Below are 21944 nucleotides of genomic sequence, written 5' to 3' on the forward strand. Positions count from 1 at the left end.
ATCTATTTTTTTGCTAAAGAGTATTTGCCCCAAAAGTCTGTAGGAAGAAAAGCTGAAGGGTCAAAACCACCTCTTCCTCCGCCGCCACCCTGGCGACCTTCAAATCCACCGCCGCCGCCGCCGAAGCCGCCACCGCCGAAACCACCACCGCCGAAACCACCACCGCCGAAGCCACCGCCACCACCAAACTGACGTCCGTTAATTTTTATATTATAGGCCATATCTTTACTCGTAAGGCTCAATCCCAATACTTTCAATGGGATGGCCAGTTCGTAAACGAAAGCTCCGTTGTCGTCTATACTTGCCCCCACGTTGATACCGTACTCGTTGTAAATAGAAATTAAACTGTCTGTAATGTCTTTAAAACCTGTTACCGCAATTTCTTTGGCCCCCGCAAGTTGTTGCTTCCGTCTTACGGCCATTATAGAGTCGGTATTCACCGCTCCACCTGCGCCCCGCTGACCGAACCCGCCTCCCTGGCCGCCACCTTGTCCTCTGCCCTGTCCCCGTTGTGGCCTGGCAACTACCGGATAGGTAATGGCATAACCGTCTTTCTCCTTCTTCTTCCCATCGGTATTAATTGTTAAAGTAATACCGCCCATCATTATCTTATTATTGTTTGTATTATCTGTAGATTTAATCACCAGATACAAATTTTTATCATCGTTAGACATGGTATAAGACAGCAGAGTGCTCTTATTCGAAGCTTTAAAGGATTCGTCCGTAGTTTTCCCATCAACCTTTAAAGGCGAATAAGCCCATACGGGGTCTTCCTGCACATTGCTTGCTTTTTGGGCACTGGCCAACAAGCTTGTACCTATAAGCATCAAACTACAGGTCAAAATCCGGAGTGAGAGTGTAGTGGTCATTGTTGTTTTATTTATTCGATAGACAATTATAAGTATAGTTTAAACCTCCAAAAGATAAATGATACCTCTTAAGGGAGAAATGATACGAAACCCCGCTTTTTAGCGATTTCATTTTTCTGGGCAATCTATTAAAGTAAAAAAGCACCTGTTGGAGGTGCTTCTAAACTTTATAACTACTACTTCCCGAATTTGAGCTTGAGCTGTTCGAGCATGTCGGTAGTAAGAGGCTGAGACTTTTCTTCTTTAACGGGCCGCGATTGGTTCTCCCTCTTTTGGAAGTCAGGCTTAGGTATCGGTGGGCCGGATTTTCTGTCCTGCACTTCAACGGTGATTGTTTTCTCGGTATGCTGTTTAATAACTACTTTCTTATTGTTATTCCAGCGCACCCAAATCTTTTCAAGACAGCGTTTAGTGTACAATGGAAAATCTCCCTGTTGCATCCACGAGTAATAACTGGGTTCTGCGGTAAATACCTCTTCTACGCATTTTCCTTTGTGTTTACCAAAGTTAAACACTTCGATACCATCTTCATTGAAAACCAGGCGTCCGGCAAAATCAACCGGCCTGCTCAGGTTGGTAAATTTGTGCAGGGCATCTACATCATTTTGTACAGGTTTAGATTTATTCCCCTTCCTGTCCTCCCATTCTTCATCCTTATATTTCTCAAGCTGAGCGAGAAGAACCTCGTAGGTTGCCCGAATATCCGCTTCTGCGGAGTGAGCGTTTTCGATGTCTTTTCCGCAATAAAATTTGTAAGCAGCCTTAAGTGTTCGCTGCTCCATTTGATGGAAGATATTCTGAACATCCACAAAGCGACGGTTTTCGATATCAAAATCTACTCTCGCCCTCAGAAACTCTTCCATCAGCATCGGGATATCAAACTTATTAGAATTGTATCCCGCCAAATCGGCATCACCCAGGAAATCGGCTAACTCCTGCGCTACATCCTTGAATTTGGGAGCGTCTTGTACGTCCTTATCAAAAATATTGTGAATCATAGACGACTCATACGGAATGGGCATTTCCGGATTGATCCGCAGGCATTTAATTTCCTGAGAACCATCGGGAAAGACTTTCAAAATAGCGATTTCAACTATCCGGTCGCTCCCCAGATTTAATCCGGTGGCTTCTAGATCAAAAAATGCGAGCGGACGAGTAAGATTAAGTTTCATAATACCGAACAAAGGTGAGAAAAAGCTTTCGGAAATTAGTTAAATCTTAGCAAGTGTTTAAAGTTCTTTTTATCTTTCCTGAACTAACCCATCACAATGAAAAAAATCTTATTTACAGCAGGATTTATGATCCTCTCTATGCTGTCTGACGCCCAGGATTTCACTTTTGGAAAACCCACTGCGCAGCAATTCGAATTAAAAAGATATGATAAAGACACCAGCGCCGCGGCAGTAGTGTTAAAAGAATACGGAAAAGCTTACATCAGCAATAACGACCTTGCTGTTGTTTTTGAATATCATGTACGAATAAAAATTTTTAACAGTAAGGGGTATAATAGCGGCAACGTCGAAATCCCTTTAAGAAAATCTGATGCAAATACCTTTGAAAAGGTACGCGACATAAAAGGAATCACCTTTTTTGTCGATGAAAATAACCTTATCCGCAATACAGAGCTCGAAGCTAAGCAGATATTTAAAGAGAGTAAAGCGGGCAAATACCACGATTTGGTAAAATTCGCCATGCCCAACGTAAAAGATGGTTCGATCATCGAATACTCTTACGTGATTGAATCGCCATACCGGTTTAATTTCAGAACCTGGGAATTTCAATCAGATATACCAAAAGCCTACAGCGAATTTTGTGCAGTGATACCCGGTGTATATAACTATAACGTGTCAATCAGAGGACCTCTCCGCCTAACACGAGACGAAGCCGTTCTCGAAAAAGAATGCTTTTCACCAGGTGGGGGATGGAAAGCCGACTGCTCAAAGCTCACATACATCATGGAAAATGTTCCGGCCTTTGTTGAAGAGGATTACATGACCGCAGCAAGCAATTTTAAATCTGCCATGTACTTTGAACTTTCCGACTACTCGGATTACCGGGGAGCTAAACATAAAGTAACCAAAGAGTGGAAGGATGTGGACCGTGAACTTAAAACAGACGAGAGTTTTGGATTACAGTTAAAAAGAAAAGATTTCTTTAAAGACAGGCTTGAGCCCGTAGTGGCAGGAAAAACATCTGATATCGACAAGGCAAAGGCTATTTATACTTTCATTAAATCGCAGTATAAATGGAACCATGTTTATGGATGCTATGCAGAGGAGGGCATTAAAAAGTCCTTCGAAAAAAGGTCAGGCAATGTCGGTGACATTAATCTTGCACTGGTAGCTGCGATGAACTCAGCCGAGATCAAAGCAGAACCAATTATTCTTTCAACCCGGTCAAATGGCACTGTAAACACCCTCTTTCCGGTGCTTAGCGACTTTAATTACGTGATATGCAGGGTAACGATTGATGAAACATCTTACATGCTTGATGCCACAGATCCTCTGCTGCCGTTTGGTTTGCTGCCTATACGATGCATGAACGATAAGGGAAGGCTGGTAAGTTTGGACAAACCTTCGTCGTGGATAGATCTCAGCGCCTCCCAAAAAGAACATCAAACCGTAACCATGAAACTCAGCATGGATAATGCAGGTAAAATAAAGGGAACCATGGATATTTTATCCTCGGGATACGAGGCCTACAATAAGCGTGTGGCAATTAAAAAGTTTAATTCTGTTGACGAATATGTGGAGGATCTGGACGAGCGCCTCCCAAAAGTTAAATTTATTAAATCGCAGATCTTTAACCTCGATACTCTTGAAAGCGGGTTGCGGGAATCTTTCGAAATCGAAATAACAAACACAGAAAAAGATCAGTTCTATCTTAATCCTTTTTTCATGGACCGAAATTCGTCAAACCCTTTTAAGTTAGCCGAAAGAACTTACCCTGTTGATCTGGGTTCCCCTTCCGAAAGCAGAATGGTTGTGCAAATGACCTTTCCGGATAACTTTGATGTCACCAATAAACCAAAATCAGCAGCTCTGGCATTACCCAACAATGGCGGAAAGTTTATTTCCGACACCAAGATTGAGGGCAATACACTTATGTTAAACTCAATAGTACAATTAAGCAGGCCTATTTATACATCCGAAGAATACCATTACCTCAAAGCTTTATTTACTCAGGTTTCGCAGGTTAAAAACACTAACATCACCTTCAAAAAGAAAATATGAAAATTTGGCTGTTGATAAGCGTACTTGCTTCACTTGGATTACCTGCGCTGGCTCAGAAGAATTATGACGTTTCTCTCATTCCAAAAACGCTCTTGGCACGGGCTGGAGCTGTTATCAGAAACGACGAAACCACAATCGAAGTAAAAGGTCTCGATGAAGTTTACTACAGAAAAAAACACGCAATCACTATTCTAAATGAATCTGCTCTGGATGAGGCTTCATTAGTTATCGGCTATGATAAAACCACCTCAATAAGATCGGTATCGGGGCGGATCTTTGATGAATCCGGCAACCCGATCTTTAAAATTTCCGAAAAAAACATGCAGGACAGAAGTGCTGTGTCTGACGTTTCTTTATTTGATGATGATCGCGTTAAGTTCTTTAGTCCCGCAAAACTCAGCTACCCTTTTACCATTGAATATGAATATGAAATCCGAACCAGGCAGAGTCTCTTTTTTCCCTCCTGGATTCCGATGAGAACAACGGGAGTTGCTGTTGAATCGAGCGTGCTGAACTTTGTCTGCCCGGAGTCTTTCATTCTTCGGTTTAAAGAATTGAATTTCAAAGGTAAGGCAGATGAATCACTTTCTGAGGGCATTAAGACCTACAGGTGGCAGCTCAATAACGTCAATGCTATCCGCGATGAACCATTCAGCCCGCATTACGAAGATTACCTGCCCACGGTAAAATTGGCGCCCGAGAAATTCGCTTATAAAAATCTGAAGGGCTCGTTTTCAAACTGGGAGGAGTTTGGGCGATGGATGAGTGACAACTTATTGAAAGGACGCGATGAGTTATCTGAACCAACTAAGGCCCATATCTTAGGGCTTGTCAAAAACATATCAGATCCGAAAGAGAAAGCCAAAAAGATCTACTCCTATATGCAAAGTAAGACACGCTATATCAGCGTGCAGATTGGTATCGGCGGATATCAGCCTTATCCTGCTTTAGATGTTGACCGGCTTGGATATGGCGATTGTAAGGGTTTGGTTAATTACATGCAGGCCTTATTAAAGGTTGCGGGAATTGAATCGTACTATACGATCGTTCAGTCGGGATCTTTTAAAAAGGATATTATGCCTGATTTTACGAGCCTTCAGGGAGATCACATCATTTTGTGCCTTCCGTTTAAAAACGACACCACATGGCTGGAATGCACCAGTAAAGACGCGCCTTTTGGTTTTCTAGGTGATTTTACAGACGACCGCTATGTTATTGCCTGCACCCCTCAGGGTGGCAAGGTAATGCGAACCCCAAGGCTCTCGGCAACAGACAACAAACAGATCAGAACTGCAAATTTCAAAATCGCGGATAACGGCTCTCTTTCAGGTAAAATGACCACCTTGTTTTCAGGCGCTCAATACGACAATCATCATACTTTATTAAATGAAGCATATACCGAACAGAAAAAGAAGCTCCCCAAATTGTACACACTCCCGAATCTGGAAATAGAATTTCTGGAATTTACACAACATAAAGATGCGTCACCAGAAACGAGGGAAATCATCACCTTGAACTCTTCAAATTACTGCAACATTAATGAGGGCAGGCTCTCGATTAAAATGAACGGCCTTAATCAGATGCGCCCGCTGAAGGAGATCAGGAACAGGGTTAATCCGGTAAAAGTCCCGAGAGGATTTTACGATGAAGACACTATAACATACCTTTTGCCGGAGGGCTATAAAATTGGCCTTCCTCCAAAATCGACTATCATCGAAAATGCCTTTGGAAAATATTCGGCAAACGTAACTATCAACGGCAAGACCATCACCTATAAGCGGACAATGTTGCTCAATGAGGGCTATTACACCGCCGAACAATACGACAGCCTGGTAACCTTTTTTCAGGAGATATCAGATGCAGACAACCTGATCGCAATCCTGAACAAAATATAACTAAGAAAATATCAGAATTCCCAGCAAAATCCCCACGATCATAATCAGGTAAAGCAAAATTTCGGTTGTTGCAAACCGTTTATATTTCGTCCAAAAAGAGTAATCAGATTTTGACATAAAAAAGGCCGGAATGATCCGGCCACAAATTTATAAAATAAGAGTCGCAATCAGACCCCTTGTTTTTTCCATTTGATGGTGCAGCCAATAGCCTTGGTGGTTGTTACGGCAGGCTTACGGCCCGCAGCGATAGCATCGATGGCACTTTCCACATAATTAACTTTATTAGCGCTCGTCCCTTCGGTATCGCTGTCGATCGCCCCAATATATTGAACAACGTTACCTTTATCTGTTTTTTGAAGCACAAAAACATGAGGCGTCCGGCTTGCGCCAAATCTCTTAGTGATCACATGATCGGGATCCATTAAATATGGAAAGTTAAAACCCTTGCTCTTAGCTTTTTCCTGCATCTTTTCATAAGTATCTGCTGGCTGGGCTATAGGGTCGTTGGGGTTTATTGCAACCACCGGATACCCCAAAGCCGAATATTTTTTATTTAAAGCAATTATCCGGTCTTCATAAGCCATTGCATAGGGACACGTATTGCAGGTAAAAATAACGATATAACCCTTCGCTGCCTTCATATCGGCTAAGGAGACCGTCTTCCCGTTAATATTTTTCAGACTAAAATCTGCAGCCACGTCCCCAATCTGGTAACCGGCTGTTTGAGCTTTAGAAAGCAATCCTAAGCTTAATAAGCATACAGTAAGCAGTGTTTTCATTGTCTTTATTTTGATGATTGATAAGTTGTTTCCAATTCGGCATAAGTAAATTCTTTTTCATAGAATTTACGAACGTTCTTCTTCTTATTATAAACTAAAGTTGCCGGTATGGCTCCTGACCAATCTTTACTCACCCTGTCGATATATTCCTGGGCATTGGGCTCATTCAGCAAATAAACTTCGTTGTTAAGCTTTTTATTTCTCACAAATGGAATTACTACCTTACTAAGCTTCGACTTAAAATCAAGACTAACCAGCAGCACTTTTAATGGCTGGGCCTTGTAAACCGACTGGAGCTTTTCGAAATAAGGCAGTTCGGCAATACATGGAGCACACCAGGTAGCCCAAAAGTTTACCACATATACGGTATCGCCACCGTTATTTATCCTGTCTTCCAACTGACTAATGCTCAACAACTTTACAGTCTGCGCTTTTACATTTCCTGTAAAAAGCACAAAAAACACCAGCACAATTAAACCTAAAGCCTTGGTAATCCGGGCGCTTCTCATAATTCAAATCTAAAGCATTTAACAACGCAAATGCATCTCGAATTGTAAATTTCTTATTATAAAGCAATTAAGGGGATTTGAGTCATTCAGCAGATGCAAAAATACTTTTCACACTACCGGCTCTTGAAAAATATTTATAATACCAGGGATCTTTGAGATTGCTCACTACAACCCCTTTGCTGGTAGATACGTGAACAAATCTGTTATTCTGAAGATAGACGCCCACGTGGCTGAATTTTCGGCCCTGAAAGTCGAAGAAAACCAGGTCACCTTCCCTTAGCTCTTCTTCAAACTTTCGTTTAACACTTTCCGCCATTTCCCTGGAGCTGCGCGGAAGCTGGCGATCATAAATCTCCTTTTGAAGCAATAATGTAAATCCCGAACAATCAATTCCCTTTTTATCCATCCTTCCTGATACATTGGGAACGCCCATCCAATCGTCGATAAAGCGGTAAAGCTTCTCGTTTCTGATTTCTCTCTCTGGCACACTTAACAATGCAGCATATCGTTCCTTCACATTTCCCTTAAATTCTTTATTGCGCGCTGAAGAGACATCGGTAAGCATCTTTCTGCTTTTGCAGGATGTACCCAGGCAGAATATAATCATCAGAAAAATAAAAGTTGCTTTATTTATATTCAAAACCGCCATGCTGCAATATCCCGAAATCCCGGAGGACCGGAACCCCGAAGTTTTTAACAGAAGTTAATAAGTGTTGAATTACGTCGGCGATCAGGCTTTGAGTACACGCTGTATTTCGTCGAGCTTCATCAGGGCTTCAACCGGTGTGAGTGTATTCACATCGAGGTTATTGAGCAAATCACGGATCTTAACCAGAATAGGATCGTCAATTGAAAACATTTGAAGCTGGTAAGCCTGCTGCTGTACCTTTTTTATACTGTCTTTGATATGTTCGCCGCCTGTACGTTCCTGCTCCAGGCGTTTCAAAATTTCGTTTGCGCGATTAATGAGTCGGGGTGGCATACCCGCCATTTTCGCAACATGAATCCCAAAACTATGCTCGCTGCCTCCGGGAACAAGCTTTCGAAGAAATATAACCTTGTTGCCAACCTCCTTAACAGATATATTAAAATTTTTGATCCGGTTAAACGAATTACTCAACTCGTTCAATTCGTGATAATGGGTTGCGAATAAAGTTTTCGCCTTAGCAGCCGGATTGGTATGCAAAAACTCTGCAATTGCCCAAGCGATCGAAATCCCGTCGTAGGTAGAGGTACCCCGCCCTATCTCGTCCAGCAAAATCAAACTCTTGTCAGACAGGTTATTCAAAATACTGGCAGTCTCGTTCATTTCTACCATAAAAGTCGACTCGCCCGACGATAAATTATCCGAGGCACCCACCCGGGTAAAAATCTTGTCCACTAAACCAATCTTTGCTTCCTTTGCGGGCACAAAACATCCCATCTGAGCCATCAGTACAATTAGTCCGGTTTGCCGCAACAAAGCTGATTTACCCGCCATATTCGGGCCGGTTATGATAATGATCTGCTGATTTTCATTATCCAGAAAAACATCGTTGGTGATGTACGACTCGCCCACCGGAAGTTTCTTTTCGATAACCGGATGACGTCCGCCTTTAATATCCAATACATTGCTGTTGTCTATCTCGGGCTTTACGTAATAATTTTTCATTGCCAGGGTCGCAAAGCATAACAGCACGTCTAACTGAGCTACCAACTGCGCGTTAAGCTGTATAGGCTTTATGTATTCCGACAAGGCCAGAACCAGCTCATTATATAGTCGCGTTTCTATTACGTGAATTTTCTCTTCTGCACCTAATATCTGCTCCTCGTATTCCTTCAGTTCGGGTGTGATGTATCGTTCGGCATTTACCAGGGTTTGCTTACGGATCCACTCTGGGGGAACTTTATCTTTATGTGAATTAGTTACTTCGAGATAGTATCCGAAGACATTATTGAAAGCCACCTTTAACGAGGGGATTCCGGTTGCTTCCGCTTCGCGTTTTTGTATTTCTACCAGATAGCCTTTGCCGCCAAATGCGATTTTGCGCAGCCGGTCAAGCTCACTATCCACACCATCGGCAATAACCCCTCCTTTAATCACCAAAACCGGAGGCTCCGGGCTTAACTCCTGTTCAATCTTTTCCCTGATTAAAATGCAGGGATTTAATTGCTCACCAATTGTTTTTAACGAAGGGCTACTCGCTGCGCTGCATAATTTTTTTATCGATTCTATAGCACTTAGCGCCCGCTTCAACTGACATACCTCCCGCGGATTCGCTTTAAGTAATCCAATTTTGGATATCATCCGTTCAAGGTCGCCGATCTGCTTAATTTCATGTAATAAAGCCTCACGAACTTCCTCTTCTTTAATCAGATAATCCACTACATTCAGCCTGTCCTCAATTGGCTTTTTTTCCTTCAGGGGCATTATGATCCAGCGTCTCAACATCCTTGCCCCCATGGGCGAGCATGTTTGATCTAAGACATCCACCAGGCTTACAGCATTTTCGTTGGCCGAACCAACAAGCTCAAGATTCCGGATTGTAAACCGGTCAAGCCACATGTATCGCTCTTCTTCGATCCTGGAAATTGCGGATATGTGCTGCAAATTACGGTGCTCGGTTTCATTCAGGTAATGAAGCGCCACCCCGGCAGCGATAATCGCAACCGGCAAACGGTCAATCCCAAAACCTTTTAAGGATTTAACATCAAAATGCTTTAAAAGCGATTCGGTTGCGTAATCGCCGGTATAAGGCCATTCATCCAGCGTGTAGGTATAAAAGCGATCGCCAAAGGTTTCTACAAAGTCCCGCTTTCTGTTTTTCGGGAAGATGACTTCGCTTGGCTTGAAGCTTTGCAGTAGCTTGTCGATATAGTCGTTGTTTCCCTGCGCTACTAAAAATTCTCCCGTAGAAATATCGAGAAATGCAATTCCGACGGTGTTCTTTTCAAAGAATAAAGACGCGAGGTAATTATTCGATTTTTGCTGAAGTATATTATCACTGTAAGAAATACCTGGTGTTACCAGTTCGGTAACCCCGCGCTTTACAATGGTTTTCGTGGTTTTTGGATCTTCGAGCTGGTCGCAAATAGCTACCCGCTGGCCGGCCCTCACCAATTTAGGCAAATATGTTTCGAGCGAGTGATGAGGAAATCCAGCCAGCTCAATATGTGATGCCGAGCCGTTGGCGCGCTTAGTAAGAACGATTCCAAGAATACCTGAGGCTTTTACGGCATCTTCACCGAAGGTCTCATAAAAATCTCCCACTCTGAACAGCAATAAAGCGCCTGGATATTTGGTCTTAATGCTGTTATACTGCTGCATTAAGGGAGTTTCTTTAAGATCGTTCTTAGCCAATTGTATGTTACTTTACAACCAGCTAAATTATGCTATTGAGAGGTATAATACAGGATTGTGGAAAAATCGGCTTTTGTGAATTAAAAGCCATAAAAACCACAAAAGAGGAAAGTTCCCCCTCCTCTTTCGTATTTGATGTTTTTATGGTAGTATTTTTTACAGGCTTAAGTATGCGGTAGATGTAGGGCCTTTCAAAAAATCAGGATAGCGTTTCTATCCTTTCCATGTATGCAAGGTCCAAAAAAAATAAATAACTTTTTTGATTATTACACGAAGTGGTCAGTTGCCGTGATGAAATGGTCAGTTGCCGTGATGAAATGAGATTTTCGACATCCAAAAATTTACACTTTTCACCAAAATTTAGAGGAGATTTTAAATTTAAGACCAACGATAGACTCCATTTTTAAAGTGAAGTCATAACAATTACAGATCCCGTGTCGAAGACTTTCTAAAATTGAGATCGGTAATCTTCAAAAATATCGTTGACAGGTTTGTCGGGCCGACGTTTGGAAGTAACGAGTTTTGGATGCACCTTGTTAAACAAGTCCTTTTTATATGAGATGCCGTATATAATGGTATGAATATCGTCTAATATAATCTGATTGCCATCGATACATGTAATTTTCTGCTCGTTTATCAGGTAAGATTTATGAACCCGGATAAATTTATCTGAGGGAAGAAAATCTTCGACTTCTTTTAAGGTAAGATAAACCAGGTGGCTTTTATTGCCAGCCACGTGAATGGTCACATAATTTTGAGATGCCTCGATATAGATGATGTCATCGTATCTGATTCGGGTAACTTTATTTCCACGGGCTTCATTTTTAACGAAGAAATAATCGTTAAGCCGGTCTCTGTCCAGGAGTTTGCTGTTCGCTTCCTGTTGTTTTTGCCGGGCCTTATCTATGCATCTGGCAAAGCGTTCCAGTGTAAAGGGCTTCATCAGATAATCAACAGCATTATTTTCAAACGCCTGGGCTGCAAAATGAGGAGCATCCGCGGTATATACAAATGAGGTAACGAAATCCAGGTTTGCAAGGTTTAGTTTTGGTAGCGAGCTGCTGATGAAAACAATGTCAGGCATCAAATTCATGATGTCGCTGTAAGCAGTGAGGGTATCACTGGAACTACCTACAATTTTAAGCTCTTTATAACTGGAGATATATTTTGATATAATTTTGATACTCGTGAAATCGTCAAGAATGTAACATCTCATATATTAAACAATCTCTATTAAACCGTACCCAACCCTTTGGTTTCAGTAGTTTTTAACCGGAACTTACAATCGTAAAGTAAAAATACAATTTTGCACCAATACAACATAGCTTTTTATAGATTTGGCGAAGAATAATTTTCAGCCTGACTCTCTTTGGACTGATGGGATAAGAGAATGATTCACAGGAGTTTTTATCTTTATCCGTATTTTAAAAGTAAATTCAACAGTTACCTGCGTGCCAAGCTTATCCACACCGAATTCGCCCTATAAATTAAACCCTAAACGTATTTTGAAATGGATGAGGTTTTCGTTTAGTGAGCTAAAAAGAAACGACCCACTGCGTTTGGCTGGCGCAACTGCATTTTTCTCTACCTTTGCTTTACCTCCAATACTCATCATTCTCACTCATCTGTTTGGGTTATTTTTAAACAGAAACGAGCTTAACACGCAGCTTATCGGCCGTCTTGCCAACCTGCTGGGCAAAACAAGTGCAGATCAGGTGCAACAGGTTTTAACGCATTTCGATTCTCTGTCGCAAAACCTGTTCGCACTTTCAGGTGGATTCTTGTTTCTCATATTCGTTGCCACTACCCTATTTTCGGTGATCAAAAATTCTTTAGATCAGATCTGGAAGATCCGGGTAAAGGCTCATCCGGGATTATGGTTCTATCTTAAGCTACGCGGGCGCTCATTAATGGTTATCTTACTGGCGGGATTACTTTTCATCATTTTGATTTTCATAGAAAGTATGCAGGCTATCCTCGGCGAATATATAACTTACCTGGGGCCAAGGGCGGGCAATTTCCTAAATGGCGCAGTAAGCGAATTGATATTTATTGCCGTAGTAACCGTTTGGTTCTCGGTAATATTCCGATTTCTGACTGACGGGCGCCCGAAATGGGAAGCGGCGCTGGCCGGAGGCTTTTTTACCGCAGTTTTATTCTCGTTTGGAAAAGTAATTTTAAAATCGCTTTTATCCTTAAGCAATATCAGCAACATCTACGGCGCTTCTGGCTCAATGGTGCTTATTCTGTTATTTGTGTTTTACTCGTCGCTGATCTTTTATTATGGCGGATGTTTTATAAAAGCAATGAGCGATGATCTTAAACTTCCGATCAGGCCAGTTAAGGAAGCGTTTAGATACCAGGTTCAGGAAGTTTTTCCGGAAGAACAACCCTAGATATTGCCCGCAGAAGTCTCTGCTTTTCTTTTCCGGTATTTGGCGAAATTAATCAGCATTACACTTATCAGAATCACCGCAAGGCCTGCTATCTGGAGCCAGGATATTTCCTCTCCGGCAAATAAAACTCCTAGCAGTACCGCAACAACCGGATTTACATAGGCATAGGTGCTCACCTGTGTAGCTGGTCTCACCTTTAAAAGCCAAACATATGCGCTAAATCCGGCAATCGAACCCATTATCACTAAATAAGCTAAGGCCCACCATGCCTCACTACTTACAGAAGCGGGTGAAAACTGAGCGGGTTCACCCATAATCAAGCTTCCTATACTGAATGCCGCACCGGCCGAAAACATCTGCCAGGTGGTATTTACTATGGCCGAACTTTCCGAATTATAATATTTGGAATACAACGAGCCGCCGGCCCATGATGCCGCGGCGAGTGTAACTAAAAGCAAACCGCCAGCTTCAACGCTGGTCTCGCCTGAAAACAAGGACCCAATGCTTTTGTAAAACAGCAGGGCGATACCAAGAAATCCAATAAGAAGCCCGGTAATAGTAGCTTTGCTGTTTAAATTCTCTGACCATTTCGGCTTGTCGAGCAACACAAACCACAGGGGTGACGACGACACCATAATAGCTACTACCGCACTCGGCATATATTGCTCAACCCATATCACAGCACCATTGCCGATAAATAATAGCAATAGCCCGCCAATCGCAGCATGCTTGATCTGGCTACCGGTGAACAATTTCTCTTTTTTATATACGCACCAGATCAGCATAATCAACGCAGCCAGAAAGAAACGTAAACCGCCAAGAATGAACGGCGGAAAATCATGAATCGCTTTTTGGATAAAAAAATAAGTAGAGCCCCACACAATGTAAACAATGGCAAACGCCAACACGACATTAATGGTTGATACAGATTTTTGATTTACCGATGAATCTTGAATCATATTTTTTAATGACCGCAAAAATAAGCCATGAGGTGTGGCCGATTAACAAGCGGATGTCAATTTAGAACAAAAAGCTAAAACCGGACTTGTTTTCTATGGAAGTTAAGCCAGCTTCCTTGGATCGTCCTTTGAGAATTCACGGATCCTGTAACAATTCATTGCCGTAATTCCAAGCTTGTCTATAAGGCGGTAATTTGCTATAGCCCCAACAGCAGCGCCGATTACCGGAATTAATTGCGCCATTTTGGCCAGATCGATATAGTCGCGGTACTCTTGCTGAAAAGTGCGCCAGTCGAAATCCTGCACATTGGCAGGAAGCTTTTCCAGATAAGCGTCCCATTCAGATACATAAGAAAATACCTCCTTCTGACGTTTTCGACTGGAAAAAGCCAGCTGGAAGACGTAAAGTAAATACAATCGCTCGCGATAGTCGGCTGCATTATAACCATACAAGGCCGCTATCTCGAAAAGAAGTTTTATTTTTATACCCAATAATAAAGGAAAATCAGCCAGCCCCAATAATATTCCGCCAGCTCCGGTTACTGCCCCTTCAGCAGAAGCGGTTTTTTTATAAATTTCTATTTGCCTTTTCACGAAAGCTTCACGATATTGTAAAGAGGCGCTTTCCAAGGGTTTCGAACTGGTGTAAGTCGATCCGAAAAGCACCACCTGTACCATTTTTTGGATGGTCACCGTAATTGCATGATGCACTTTGTCAGGAATAACATTGTTAATCCTGGTCTGAATTTTCTTTGAAAGGATATCGGCAAAAGAGGGATCTTTAATCATAGCCTTCTGCCAGATTTCAAGTTCAAAGCGTACTTGTTTCTCGTAAATATCCATAGGGTGCTAATATTCGTTAGAACTTAGATATACTAAAATGTTACCTAATATGTTTATTTCTGTTAGAATCTAATGAGCAATTTATACTTTTGATAAGCAATCTGAGATGAAAAAAATATTTTTTTTGCTGCTTTTATCCGGCCTTTCGATTACAAGCTTTGCCCAATACGGACGATTGGAACCTCTTCGACAGGGCGATAGCACCCATCTGGTTCTACGTACCCCCCAGGAAACCTTAGAAAAATTAGCTGCCAGCCCTGATAAAGAGATCAGAAAAACGGGATCTCAAATAGAAACAGTTGAAAGGCAGCTTGAATTATGGCGCTCTATTTATCTCACAGGTAGAATGCCCAGCAGAGACTTGTCTTATTTTGTGAAAATTTTGCAGTCCCTCGCGAAGAAAGGGATAGGTGTAAATTATTATACCCGCGAAGCGATGATCTACAGCACCTCTCCTCCTGGTGGTGCATATTGATAAGAAATTTAATAATAGAAATAAAAAAACCGGCGGTGCCGGTTTTTTTATTTCTTAACGGTTATAACTTCCTGTTGCTCTATTATTTCGATTAGCGCCGCCACCGCCTGTTCCGCGATTATTTCCAAATCCAGGATCTTCCTTTGCTTCGGAAACTAATATTCTCTGGCCATAATAATCTCCGCCATTCATATTTGCTATGGCTTCCTTCGCTTCAGCGTCATTCGGCATTTCAACAAAACCAAAACCGCGGCTCTCGCCAGTTTCGCGGTCCTTAATAATTCTTATAGATTTCACATAACCAAAATCGCCAAAAACCTCTTTTAATTCCGACTCTTCCACTTTTGTGGGGAGTCCTTTTATAAATATCTTCATTAATGCTTTAAAATTTCTACAAAGGTACGATTTGGACCTCTGGAAAATGTAATGCGAATGTTAGCTTATTGATAAACAGCTACCGTTCCCACCTCGAATTCGCATCCCTCCTGTCGAGTATCCTGCTTTTAAACGATCTTTTCGAGTCAGTACTTTCATCGATATTGATTGCACCATGTTTATCCATAATGCTTGCAGCGCTTTCCGCCTCATCCATAGAAGAAGTATGTACTGTAACTACACAGCCGGTTTTGGCCGCCTCAGAATATGCCCTGGCATCATCATCATTCCCAAAAACCGATTTAAACCAATTGGTTACGCTGTGATCTTCGTCATTCATCTCACCTTCACGGTATTCTGTTGCGCGACTCGAAATCTCAATCTGGTTTCTCTTAAACTGGTTATCCAAAAGATATTCTACAGCAGCCTGTCCCTGGTTTGAGTGCTCAAAAACTCCAACCACCGTTTGCGGTCGTCCCCTGTCGGATACCTGCCGTTGAGAGGAATTATCTCTATAACGAGAGTCGGATGAAACGTTCTCGTGATATTGGCTTCTTTGCTGTTGTACGAAACCTCCTGTAAGGCCCGCAAAAGCATGTTGCACGATATCCTCAACGCGGGTACTTGTCCTGCCCTTTTCGTAGGTAGGAAGCTCTGTCAGCTCGTTAGCCATTACACCTGGAAATGTAACATTATGATACGCTTCCTGTATCTCAGCAACACTCAACGGTGCTAGTACCTTCCTTTCTTTAAGGTGCATTTCATTTCCCTCAAGATCTAAAACCATGTAAAGCACTTTTTCTGACTCTTTATCAAAAAGCAGGTCGTTTACTTTTCCAAGAATCCGGCCCTGCCCGTTTTTTACTGTCCAGCCTCTGATATCATATTCATTTTTTGCGACCTCGAACTTACTGTTGCCCAGTTCTTTTAATCTTATATGCTCGGAGTTAGAGTGGTTCGACATAAAGTTTTCTTTAGGTGATAGATGTGATTAAACTTTTATAAAATAGCGGAGCGACATCGTGAAAACTCGCAAGAGTCTCATCCTGATAATAATTTACATATAAATAATACAAGACGGCCGCGATAATTAAAATGATGATGAGCCAAAGCAACCAGGGACTTCTCCTTTTGCGCTGTACATGCAGTTCTGCCATAACAATAAGTTTTAAATAGGTTATTGTATAACACCTTCGGGTTGTATAAGTTTTTTGTGATCTCAATTAGTATCGCAGCAAACAATTTTGCCCCAAAAAACATTGATGAAAATCATGAATGAATCTTTTGAAATAAACGCCGAAATATCCTCTGGGAAGAAAACCTTCGACGTAAAGCCAGAAAATGGAGGTTACTCTCTGATTGAGTCGGGAAGCATTGCAGCAGTTATCAAACAAAAAAACGGTCGCTGGACTTTTACAACAGGCAGTTACAATGAACAGGATGCCCAAATAATCGGGAAACTGATAGATAGCCATAAGCCTGACTGATAATTATGAAGTTAATACGTTACGGACCCGCTGGAAAAGAAAAGCCGGGAATTTTAATCGACAATAAACGTTACGACACCTCGGCACTGACTAAAGATTATGATGAGGCATTCTTTGAGTCTGACGGACTAAATCGACTAAAACGTTATTTGCACACCAGCACTCAACTTCCGGAAATATCAGACGATCTGCGCCTGGGCTGCCCAGTGGCCCGTCCGTCCAAGATAGTTTGCACAGGCTTAAATTACCGCGACCATGCGCTGGAAATGACACAGCCCCTTCCTACCGAGCCTGTTCTTTTTTTGAAAGCCACCACCGCCATCACCGGCCCGTATGATGACATCATAATTCCGAAAAATTCTGTAAAAACCGACTGGGAGGTGGAGCTGGCTATTGTAATTGCCCGGAAGTGCTCATATGTTGAAGAAAGCAGAGCGATGGAATATGTGGCCGGGTTCATGCTCCATAACGATGTCTCTGAACGGGAGTTCCAGTTAGAGCGAAACGGAACCTGGGTTAAAGGTAAGGGTTGCGACACCTTTGCACCTCTTGGGCCTTACCTGGTAACTCCTGACGAAATCATCAATATCAATAACCTCCGGCTTTGGCTCAAAGTAAACGGAAAGATCATGCAGGATTCAAATACGTCTTCGATGATCTTTAAAATCCCCTTTATTGTGGCTTACATAAGCCAGTTTATGACATTGTTGCCCGGAGATATAATTTCTACCGGCTCACCATCGGGTGTAGGTAAGGGACAGACACCGCCATTTTATTTGAAAGATGGCGATGCAGTAGAGCTTGGCATTGACGGCCTGGGGGAATCAAAACAAACCTTAAGAATGCATCCATCTCAAGTATCTTGAGGGCACATAAAACCTGTTCTGTTCTCGATTGTATTTATATTATGGTAACAAAAGAATTTGAAATGTTTTATTTCGACGATAAAACATTTATAAGCTTATGCAAGCAACTGGAAAATGAATTAAAAGCCCTGGCGCTTTTCAGTAATGATAATGCAAACGATCTGCGGCTGGTTTATCAGAAGTTTGAATTGTTTCTTACTGTTTACCACCACAGCAGAAAAAGGGAAGACATCGATTACAAAGTGGATACGCGTATGGAGATTGCTTCGGAAATCAATCAAATAGCCGAAAGCTACGACGAGTCGGAAGTTACCGACGATTATCGCTCAGAATATTTCACATCTGCTAAAGAAAAACTGGAACGTGTTATAGAAGACATTATTTACCAGATTACTATGCGGAATCTGGCACCCGCGCAATCCGAAAATATCGAGGAACAGAAAGAGGACTTTTAAAATATCATGCCACTATCCACCACTGCCGACTCGCAAATATAAGTGGGCACTATTCCTGTAGTCGTCATACTCGTTTCAGCGTCTTTTTGGAGGGTATTTCCCGAAAATACCAGCACGGTATCCAGGCCGAATTTATTCCCGCCGAGAATATCGGTGTAAAGAGTATCGCCCACCATTACTATTTCCTTTTTCGAAATTGGCCGGTATTCACGGATCAGATCGTAGGCGAACATGAACATCTGAGAATCGGGCTTACCAAACCTGATGAATTCCCGGCCCACAATATTCTCAATCATCCGTGCAACCCCTCCAATGGCTATCGAAACATCGTTTTTATTCACCGGGTAAGCATAATCAGTATTTGCTACAATAGCAGGGATGGGCCTTCTCCTAAGCAGATTAACCACCAGATTAAGATCTCTGAACCAGTCAAAACCTTCGTCGTCCAAAAACACCAGGGCGTTCACCTTTTCGATATTACTTTCGTTGATCGCGCTTACAGGCAGGGTATGCAGCCCAGAGCTATCAATATAATGCGCAGAATTTTCGGTACCTAAGTATGCCACTATACCGTCGTGAACTTTTAAGTCGAGGTACTCTTTCGCCAACATGCCGGAAGAAACAATTCTTTCGGACGACACAGCCTTTAACCCCAATCTGTGGTAAGAGTCGGCCAGTTGAGCCGGACTGCGTGACGCATCGTTTGTAACAATATAATATTCCTTTTTCTGAGATTCGATATATGAAAAAGTGTTTTCTATCCCCGGCAGGAGCCCTTTATAGTTTTTTAAAACACCAAAGGCGTCGAAAAACACCACTTCGTACTTGTCAATTATAGATTTGAAATTGTCGATCTTAAGCATTTATAATTTAACATCCTAAGTTAAGGTTTTTCAACCCTAAACATCTCTAAAAAAGATAGAATAGCGGGAAGTCTTTGGTTTTTGATTAAAATCCGCAGTTTTGGTTTATTATTTCGAAATTTTAAGAGAATCGATCAGCTTATCAGCATCAAAATCTCTGTCGACCGAAGGTAAATAAATATCAAAAGCTTCTGACTGTAATTTTTTTGCATACTGCTCACTGAAAAAATAGTTCCCATCTTTCATTACATAGTTAAGGATAAAAAATCGGTACGCCTCTTTTAAAAACCTCACTTCGTTAGCACTTAAGGGATTCACCTGGTGATATTCCTGTAAAAATATGATAAACCTGTCTTCATTCAGAGTATCTATCACATAGCTGAAAACCGTTCTGTCGCCCACATCAGATACCACTCTACTGAAGAAATAGAAATCCATCATCCTGGAACTAATTCTGAACCAATCATAATCCCACCGTGAATACAGTTCGTAATCTTTAGTAATAGAGAAGTTCCCGATGTTCCAGTCGATGAATACCGGAATACTTTCAAAAGAACCTGCATTAAGCTTTAACCGGTTTTTCAGGAACAATTCGCAGTGATATTTCAGATAATCGGCCTGAAGCCGGCTCCCAAACTGCTTTTCATTGCGGCTAATCTGAGTCATTAGCGTTTGGATATCTGTGCGCAAAGTTTTTGACGATTTTGGAATAACGTTCTTCAACCGCGAACAGGCCTTATGAAAACGGCCAATCTGCTGTCCGAATTTTCGTATGTGATGTTCTTCCAGACGTCGCGGAAAACGCTCCATCACCCGCGACGGATTGTAAAACACTACCCATGCATCGGTTTTACCTTGCCGGTAACGATAAGTGTACACCCGGTTATTCTTGAGCAGCGATTTTGCCAGTAAATTCTCAAAAGGGTAAAGCAGGTTATTTGATAAGGTCTGTATAATTCGGTGATCTTCCCTGAAATGTTCAAACTTACCGAAGTTAGACAGCTTAGCGATGATGATATCCTCATCTTCAAATGTAATCCGGTAAACATGATTGGTTGATACTTGAGCGCTGATGTCTTCTATTTTACTGATAACTTTTGATACATCATAGCCTTCCCAGGCCTTTTTGATTATCGCGGAAAAATCCATTTAGTGCAAATTATTCTTAAAGGTGTGACTCAACTATTAAATAGTTTTCTTGAAAAATTGATTTAGATAATTTCGAAATACCGCTTCAATTCCCAATCGCTGACATGCTTTGAGAATTGCCGCCACTCCCACAACCGGGTATTGCAAAAGTGCTGAACAAAATCGTCGCCGAACAGGTTGGTGGCGATATCCGAATCTTTCATGGCGGTTGTGGCTTCGAACAAATTGGAAGGTAAATTTTTATGCTCCTTATTGGCGTACGCATTTCCAACCGTTCCCGGACTATCTAACGAAAGCTTGTTTTTAATTCCGTAAAGGCCCGAAGCGAGCGCTGCGGCCATAGCCAGGTAAGGGTTGGTGTCCGAACCGGGCACCCTGGTCTCAATTCTAGTATATTTATCGCTTGTATTAATCACTCTAATGGCTGTCGTTCGGTTCTCTATCCCCCAGGTAACAGTTGTTGGCGCCCAGGCACCTTCCACCAAACGCTTATAGCTGTTAACCGTTGGCGCGTACATTGGTAAAATATGTGGCAAACAATGAAGCTGTCCAGCAAGGTACTGTTTCATAATATCGCTCATTTTGTCGGGGTCGGCAGGATTAAAGAACTGGTTCTTTCCTTCTTTTTTATCCCACAGGCTTTGGTGAATGTGGCCGCTGCACCCCGGCAAACTACCGTTCCACTTAGCCATAAATGAGGCCATCATTCCATGCTTATATGAAATTTCTTTCACGGACGTTTTTAACAACACCGCCTGGTCGGCAGATTGTAACACATCATCGTGTTGTATGGCAGCCTCGTATACACCCGGACCCGTTTCGGTATGCAGGGCTTCAATTGGTACATCGAATTTTCGCAAAAGCGTAAACAGATCATCATTGTAATCATTGTAAAGCGAGGGCCGGATTATCGAATAGCCATGCATTCCGGGGCTAATGGGCTGGATTCGGACATATTCTTTCTCTTCTAATGACTGGGGGGTTTCCTTAAAGTTGAACCACTCAAATTCCTGGGCAAACTCCGGATGAAAACCTAGTGCATTACAATCTGCGGCCATCCTTTTTAAAAGCGTCCGCGGGCAAGCCGCATGAGCGGACACCGAGTTACTAAAGTCGGCAAGAAAGAATGGAAGACCATCTTGCCAGGGAATGGTTCGAAAAGTAGAAAGATCTATTGAACATAATTGATCCGGGTAGCCGCTATGCCAGCCTGTTATTTTAGAATTGTCATAAAGAACATCCGCACTATCCCATCCAAAAACCACGTCACAAAATCCATATCCGCTTTCCAGGCCCTCCAGAAATTTCTTTCGGTGTATTACTTTTCCGCGCAGAACCCCATCTATATCAGCGAAAGCAAATTTTATTCTCTCGATTTTGTTATCATCCAAATATTTAATAATCTGAACTTTATCCATATAGCTGCCAATGAATGCTGGCGTGTTAAATAT

The 21944-nt window shown here is 42.1% G+C and carries 22 protein-coding genes; 7 read left to right on the forward strand and 15 right to left on the reverse strand.

The annotated features are described in order from the left end of the window. Positions 1–2: 2 nt before the first annotated feature. Complete coding sequence (locus J3P43_RS08405; protein WP_255901158.1) at positions 3–869, reverse strand: hypothetical protein; 867 nt, start codon at positions 867–869, stop codon at positions 3–5. A 176-nt stretch (positions 870–1045) separates the two neighbouring features. After that, complete coding sequence (locus J3P43_RS08410) at positions 1046–2041, reverse strand: 3'-5' exonuclease (protein WP_255901159.1); 996 nt, start codon at positions 2039–2041, stop codon at positions 1046–1048. A gap of 96 nt (positions 2042–2137) precedes the next feature. Here J3P43_RS08410 and J3P43_RS08415 point away from each other — a divergent pair, with 96 nt between their 5' ends. Together J3P43_RS08415 and J3P43_RS08420 are read left to right on the forward strand one after the other, a co-directional pair. Beyond that, positions 2138–4102 carry a transglutaminase family protein gene (locus J3P43_RS08415; protein WP_255901160.1) on the forward strand — a complete coding sequence of 655 codons (1965 nt, stop codon included), beginning with the start codon at positions 2138–2140 and terminating at the stop codon, positions 4100–4102. Then, the gene (locus J3P43_RS08420) at positions 4099–5997 is read left to right on the forward strand and encodes a transglutaminase family protein (protein WP_255901163.1); all 1899 of its coding nucleotides are present in this window, start codon (positions 4099–4101) and stop codon (positions 5995–5997) included. The genes J3P43_RS08415 and J3P43_RS08420 overlap by 4 nt, the downstream gene beginning before the upstream one ends. A gap of 167 nt (positions 5998–6164) precedes the next feature. Here J3P43_RS08420 and J3P43_RS08425 read toward each other — a convergent pair whose 3' ends face one another. The 5 genes from J3P43_RS08425 to J3P43_RS08445 all read right to left on the reverse strand — a co-directional run bounded on the left by J3P43_RS08425 (position 6165) and on the right by J3P43_RS08445 (position 11841). Further along, a complete protein-coding gene (locus tag J3P43_RS08425; RefSeq protein WP_255901164.1) occupies positions 6165–6776 on the reverse strand; it encodes a thioredoxin family protein in 612 nt (203 codons plus the stop codon). 5 nt (positions 6777–6781) lie between these two features. After that, positions 6782–7285: a redoxin domain-containing protein gene (locus J3P43_RS08430; protein ID WP_255901167.1), complete on the reverse strand. Its 504-nt coding sequence runs from the start codon at positions 7283–7285 to the stop codon at positions 6782–6784. 82 nt (positions 7286–7367) lie between these two features. Further along, on the reverse strand, positions 7368–7892 hold the full coding sequence (locus J3P43_RS08435; protein WP_255901169.1) for a C40 family peptidase: 525 nt from the start codon (positions 7890–7892) through the stop codon (positions 7368–7370). A 123-nt stretch (positions 7893–8015) separates the two neighbouring features. Then, a complete protein-coding gene (gene mutS / locus J3P43_RS08440) occupies positions 8016–10625 on the reverse strand; it encodes a DNA mismatch repair protein MutS (protein WP_255901171.1) in 2610 nt (869 codons plus the stop codon). Positions 10626–11073: 448 nt separating this feature from the next. Next, positions 11074–11841 carry a LytR/AlgR family response regulator transcription factor gene (locus J3P43_RS08445; RefSeq protein ID WP_255901172.1) on the reverse strand — a complete coding sequence of 256 codons (768 nt, stop codon included), beginning with the start codon at positions 11839–11841 and terminating at the stop codon, positions 11074–11076. A 298-nt stretch (positions 11842–12139) separates the two neighbouring features. Between J3P43_RS08445 and J3P43_RS08450 the strand changes: the two genes are divergently transcribed. Then, positions 12140–13021 (forward strand): YihY/virulence factor BrkB family protein, encoded by an 882-nt coding sequence (locus J3P43_RS08450; protein ID WP_255901174.1) that lies wholly within the window; start codon positions 12140–12142, stop codon positions 13019–13021. On the opposite strand, the gene J3P43_RS08455 is transcribed toward J3P43_RS08450, so the two are convergent. Beyond that, on the reverse strand, positions 13018–13980 hold the full coding sequence (locus tag J3P43_RS08455; protein WP_255901176.1) for an EamA family transporter: 963 nt from the start codon (positions 13978–13980) through the stop codon (positions 13018–13020). The two genes, J3P43_RS08450 and J3P43_RS08455, sit on opposite strands and share 4 nt — an antisense overlap. Positions 13981–14082: 102 nt before the next feature. Continuing rightward, entirely contained in the window at positions 14083–14823 is a 741-nt protein-coding gene (locus J3P43_RS08460) for an EcsC family protein (protein ID WP_255901177.1), read from the reverse strand. A gap of 106 nt (positions 14824–14929) precedes the next feature. Between J3P43_RS08460 and J3P43_RS08465 the strand changes: the two genes are divergently transcribed. Further along, positions 14930–15298 carry a hypothetical protein gene (locus J3P43_RS08465; RefSeq protein WP_255901178.1) on the forward strand — a complete coding sequence of 123 codons (369 nt, stop codon included), beginning with the start codon at positions 14930–14932 and terminating at the stop codon, positions 15296–15298. 54 nt (positions 15299–15352) lie between these two features. On the opposite strand, the gene J3P43_RS08470 is transcribed toward J3P43_RS08465, so the two are convergent. From J3P43_RS08470 to J3P43_RS08480, 3 genes are all read right to left on the reverse strand, one after another. Continuing rightward, positions 15353–15673: an RNA recognition motif domain-containing protein gene (locus J3P43_RS08470; RefSeq protein ID WP_255901180.1), complete on the reverse strand. Its 321-nt coding sequence runs from the start codon at positions 15671–15673 to the stop codon at positions 15353–15355. 79 nt (positions 15674–15752) lie between these two features. Then, on the reverse strand, positions 15753–16637 hold the full coding sequence (locus J3P43_RS08475; protein ID WP_255901181.1) for a PRC-barrel domain-containing protein: 885 nt from the start codon (positions 16635–16637) through the stop codon (positions 15753–15755). Positions 16638–16647: 10 nt separating this feature from the next. Beyond that, positions 16648–16830 (reverse strand): hypothetical protein, encoded by a 183-nt coding sequence (locus tag J3P43_RS08480; RefSeq protein WP_255901182.1) that lies wholly within the window; start codon positions 16828–16830, stop codon positions 16648–16650. 114 nt (positions 16831–16944) lie between these two features. Here J3P43_RS08480 and J3P43_RS08485 point away from each other — a divergent pair, with 114 nt between their 5' ends. From J3P43_RS08485 to J3P43_RS08495, 3 genes are read left to right on the forward strand one after another with little or no spacing between them, the layout of a single operon-like run. Next, positions 16945–17160, forward strand: a complete 216-nt coding sequence (locus tag J3P43_RS08485; RefSeq protein ID WP_255901185.1) for a hypothetical protein — start codon at positions 16945–16947, stop codon at positions 17158–17160. Positions 17161–17165: 5 nt separating this feature from the next. Further along, positions 17166–18026, forward strand: coding sequence for a fumarylacetoacetate hydrolase family protein (locus J3P43_RS08490; protein ID WP_255901186.1), 861 nt, complete (start codon positions 17166–17168; stop codon positions 18024–18026). Between the two features lie 41 nt (positions 18027–18067). After that, positions 18068–18481 (forward strand): hypothetical protein, encoded by a 414-nt coding sequence (locus tag J3P43_RS08495; protein ID WP_255901188.1) that lies wholly within the window; start codon positions 18068–18070, stop codon positions 18479–18481. On the opposite strand, the gene J3P43_RS08500 is transcribed toward J3P43_RS08495, so the two are convergent. The 3 genes from J3P43_RS08500 to J3P43_RS08510 all read right to left on the reverse strand — a co-directional run bounded on the left by J3P43_RS08500 (position 18478) and on the right by J3P43_RS08510 (position 21911). Then, the gene (locus tag J3P43_RS08500; protein WP_255901189.1) at positions 18478–19344 is read right to left on the reverse strand and encodes an HAD-IIA family hydrolase; all 867 of its coding nucleotides are present in this window, start codon (positions 19342–19344) and stop codon (positions 18478–18480) included. The two genes, J3P43_RS08495 and J3P43_RS08500, sit on opposite strands and share 4 nt — an antisense overlap. Positions 19345–19452: 108 nt before the next feature. Then, positions 19453–20493, reverse strand: a complete 1041-nt coding sequence (locus J3P43_RS08505; RefSeq protein ID WP_255901191.1) for a hypothetical protein — start codon at positions 20491–20493, stop codon at positions 19453–19455. A 62-nt stretch (positions 20494–20555) separates the two neighbouring features. Beyond that, positions 20556–21911, reverse strand: coding sequence for a glutamine synthetase family protein (locus J3P43_RS08510; RefSeq protein ID WP_255901193.1), 1356 nt, complete (start codon positions 21909–21911; stop codon positions 20556–20558). Positions 21912–21944 lie beyond the last annotated feature (33 nt).

Origin of the sequence: Paradesertivirga mongoliensis (assembly GCF_024436395.1) — a bacterium.
Lineage (GTDB): Bacteria > Bacteroidota > Bacteroidia > Sphingobacteriales > Sphingobacteriaceae > Paradesertivirga > Paradesertivirga mongoliensis.

Excerpts from the sequence above, each read along its gene's own strand:
- J3P43_RS08445 (WP_255901172.1), bottom strand. The coding sequence starts at position 11,841 with ATGAGATGTTACATTCTTGACGATTTCACGAGTATCAAAATTATATCA.
- J3P43_RS08430 (WP_255901167.1), bottom strand. The coding sequence starts at position 7,285 with ATGAGAAGCGCCCGGATTACCAAGGCTTTAGGTTTAATTGTGCTGGTG.
- J3P43_RS08410 (WP_255901159.1), bottom strand. The coding sequence starts at position 2,041 with ATGAAACTTAATCTTACTCGTCCGCTCGCATTTTTTGATCTAGAAGCC.
- J3P43_RS08505 (WP_255901191.1), bottom strand. The coding sequence starts at position 20,493 with ATGGATTTTTCCGCGATAATCAAAAAGGCCTGGGAAGGCTATGATGTA.
- J3P43_RS08465 (WP_255901178.1), top strand. The coding sequence starts at position 14,930 with ATGAAAAAAATATTTTTTTTGCTGCTTTTATCCGGCCTTTCGATTACA.
- J3P43_RS08435 (WP_255901169.1), bottom strand. The coding sequence starts at position 7,892 with ATGATTATATTCTGCCTGGGTACATCCTGCAAAAGCAGAAAGATGCTT.
- J3P43_RS08495 (WP_255901188.1), top strand. The coding sequence starts at position 18,068 with ATGGTAACAAAAGAATTTGAAATGTTTTATTTCGACGATAAAACATTT.
- J3P43_RS08490 (WP_255901186.1), top strand. The coding sequence starts at position 17,166 with ATGAAGTTAATACGTTACGGACCCGCTGGAAAAGAAAAGCCGGGAATT.
- J3P43_RS08415 (WP_255901160.1), top strand. The coding sequence starts at position 2,138 with ATGAAAAAAATCTTATTTACAGCAGGATTTATGATCCTCTCTATGCTG.
- J3P43_RS08485 (WP_255901185.1), top strand. The coding sequence starts at position 16,945 with ATGAATGAATCTTTTGAAATAAACGCCGAAATATCCTCTGGGAAGAAA.
- J3P43_RS08475 (WP_255901181.1), bottom strand. The coding sequence starts at position 16,637 with ATGTCGAACCACTCTAACTCCGAGCATATAAGATTAAAAGAACTGGGC.
- J3P43_RS08405 (WP_255901158.1), bottom strand. The coding sequence starts at position 869 with ATGACCACTACACTCTCACTCCGGATTTTGACCTGTAGTTTGATGCTT.
- J3P43_RS08460 (WP_255901177.1), bottom strand. The coding sequence starts at position 14,823 with ATGGATATTTACGAGAAACAAGTACGCTTTGAACTTGAAATCTGGCAG.
- J3P43_RS08470 (WP_255901180.1), bottom strand. The coding sequence starts at position 15,673 with ATGAAGATATTTATAAAAGGACTCCCCACAAAAGTGGAAGAGTCGGAA.
- J3P43_RS08500 (WP_255901189.1), bottom strand. The coding sequence starts at position 19,344 with ATGCTTAAGATCGACAATTTCAAATCTATAATTGACAAGTACGAAGTG.
- J3P43_RS08450 (WP_255901174.1), top strand. The coding sequence starts at position 12,140 with ATGAGGTTTTCGTTTAGTGAGCTAAAAAGAAACGACCCACTGCGTTTG.
- J3P43_RS08480 (WP_255901182.1), bottom strand. The coding sequence starts at position 16,830 with ATGGCAGAACTGCATGTACAGCGCAAAAGGAGAAGTCCCTGGTTGCTT.
- J3P43_RS08455 (WP_255901176.1), bottom strand. The coding sequence starts at position 13,980 with ATGATTCAAGATTCATCGGTAAATCAAAAATCTGTATCAACCATTAAT.
- J3P43_RS08425 (WP_255901164.1), bottom strand. The coding sequence starts at position 6,776 with ATGAAAACACTGCTTACTGTATGCTTATTAAGCTTAGGATTGCTTTCT.
- J3P43_RS08510 (WP_255901193.1), bottom strand. The coding sequence starts at position 21,911 with ATGGATAAAGTTCAGATTATTAAATATTTGGATGATAACAAAATCGAG.
- J3P43_RS08420 (WP_255901163.1), top strand. The coding sequence starts at position 4,099 with ATGAAAATTTGGCTGTTGATAAGCGTACTTGCTTCACTTGGATTACCT.